3 protein-coding genes are annotated in these 2095 nt (G+C 70.2%); 1 reads left to right on the forward strand and 2 read right to left on the reverse strand.

The window, feature by feature from the left end:
- The coding region (locus tag AC27IO_RS23325) for an MsnO8 family LLM class oxidoreductase (protein WP_498741040.1) at nucleotides 1-385 on the reverse strand (385 nt) is incomplete at its 3' end.
- 214 nt (nucleotides 386-599) lie between these two features.
- On the opposite strand from AC27IO_RS23325, the gene AC27IO_RS23330 reads away from it, so the two are divergent.
- The gene (locus AC27IO_RS23330) at nucleotides 600-1085 is read left to right on the forward strand and encodes a CZB domain-containing protein (RefSeq protein ID WP_284429847.1); all 486 of its coding nucleotides are present in this window, start codon (nucleotides 600-602) and stop codon (nucleotides 1083-1085) included.
- Nucleotides 1086-1259: 174 nt separating this feature from the next.
- Here AC27IO_RS23330 and AC27IO_RS23335 read toward each other — a convergent pair.
- Nucleotides 1260-2095: GspE/PulE family protein (locus AC27IO_RS23335; RefSeq protein WP_498741043.1), on the reverse strand; the 836-nt coding region annotated here is incomplete at its 5' end.

The raw sequence follows: 2095 nt of genomic DNA on the forward strand, positions 1-2095 counted from the left end.
CGCGCATGGTGGGGCCGTCGGTGCCGGGCGCGCGGCCCAGGCCCAGGTCGATGCGGCCGGGGTACAGCTCGGCCAGCGTGCCGAAGGCCTCGGCCACCACCAGCGGCGCATGGTTGGGCAGCATGATGCCGCCCGAGCCGACGCGGATGCGCTGCGTGGCGCCGGCGATGTGGCCGACCAGCACGGCCGTGGCCGAGCTGGCGATGCCGGGCATGTTGTGGTGTTCGGCCAGCCAGTAGCGCGAAAAGCCCAGCGATTCGGCATGCTGGGCGGTGCGCACGGCGATCTGCAGGGCCTCGGCCACCGTGCCGCCTTCGCGAACGGCCACCAGATCGAGCATGGAAAGAGCGGGGAATCGTTGCGTGGGGCGTTGCGTAGAGGTCATGCGGACGATTGTGGGGCGCCGGCCAAACCTGTGCTCGCCCGCGGCCATCGGTTCGGTGCTAGGCGCGCTGTGCGGGGCGCCGCGAATGCCAAGTTTGGCGATGGCTGAGCCAGCGTCGATAATCCCAGGCTATGACGGCGCCGCCGTCCCTGTCCCCTGCATCGCCGCAGTCCGCGGCGTGGCCGAGCGGGGCACGCACCAGGACCAGGAAGCCATGGGATTTTTCAGCCGCTTGTTCACGCCGCGGGCGGATGGCAAGGCCGTGGAAGACGACTGGACCTCGCTGCCCGACAGCAACGCCAGCGAACTGGTGGTGATGGGCGAGGAGGCCGCCAAGCTGCTGGCCGAGATCGACATCGACGCCGCCATCGCCAGCCACGAGCGCTGGCTGCCTTGGCTGGAGCAGGTGCTGCAGGGCGCGCGCGACGAGCGGCTGCGGCCCGAGGTGATCCAGGACGATGGCTGCTCGGAACTGGGCCAGTGGCTGCAGGGGGACGGGCGCATCGCGCTGGGCCACTTTCCGGCCTTCGACATGATGGCGCGGCGCCACCGCCATTTCCACCAGCAGGCGGCGGACCTGGTGCGGCACGCCGAGGCGGGCGACATGGCGCTGGCGCAGCAGGCGTTCAAGGGTTGCCAGCACGCCTCCAAGCAGGTGGTGCTGCTGCTCAAGGAGCTCAAGCGCGGGCTGGGGCGCTGAAGCGGAGCGGCCCGGCGACAGGCACGGCCACCTTCAGACTCCAGCCTGCCCTGGCCGCCGATGGCGATTGGGGCCGAATAGGCCGCCAGCGCAATCAGTACTAGGGCATCTTGCTATTAAAATAATAGCGATCGATGCTTCGCGCCGTGGCCGCTCTCTGGCGTGCCTGCCCGCTCAGTCCCGCGTGACGCGCAGCACTTCCTCGGGGCTGGTGATGCCGGCGCGCACCAGGCGCTCGCCGTCGTCGCGCATCAGCGTCATGCCGCCGGCCAGGGCCGTGGCGCGCAGGTCGGCCTCGGAAGACTGGTTGTGGATCTGCGCGCGCAGCGTGTCGTCCACCACCAGCATCTCGAACACGCCCGTGCGGCCGCGGTAGCCGCTGGGGTCGGACGGATCGAGCTTGCGCACCAGGCGCTGGGCCAGCACGCCGAGCAGCGAGCTGGACAGCAGGAAGGGCTCCACGCCCATGTCGGTCAGCCGCGTGACGGCGCTGGCGGCGTCGTTGGTGTGCAGCGTGGCCAGCACCAGGTGGCCGGTGAGGGAGGCCTGGATGGCGATCTGCGCGGTCTCGAAATCGCGGATTTCGCCGATCATGATCACGTCCGGGTCCTGGCGCAGGATGGCGCGCAGGGCCTTGGCGAAGGTGAGGTCGATCTTGGCGTTCACCTGCGTCTGGCCCACGCCCGGCAGCTCGTATTCGATGGGGTCTTCCACCGTCATGATGTTGCTGCTGGCCGCGTCCAGGCGGCCGAGCGCGGCATACAGCGTGGTGGTCTTGCCCGAGCCCGTGGGCCCGGTCACCAGGATGATGCCGTGCGGCTGGTGGATCAGGCTGTCGAAGCGGCGCAGGGTGTTGCCCTGCATGCCCACGGCCTCCAGGCTCAGCTTGCTCTCGCTCTTGTCCAGGAGGCGCAGCACGGCGCGCTCGCCATGGGCGCTGGGCAGGGTGGACACGCGCACGTCGATGGCGCGGGTGCCCAGGCGCAGGCTGATGCGGCCGTCCTGCGGCA

It is taken from the genome of Acidovorax sp. KNOB132, assembly GCF_057541515.1.

Coding starts and splice junctions, on each gene's coding strand:
- AC27IO_RS23330 (WP_284429847.1), top strand. CDS start 600: ATGGGATTTTTCAGCCGCTTGTTCACGCCGCGGGCGGATGGCAAGGCC.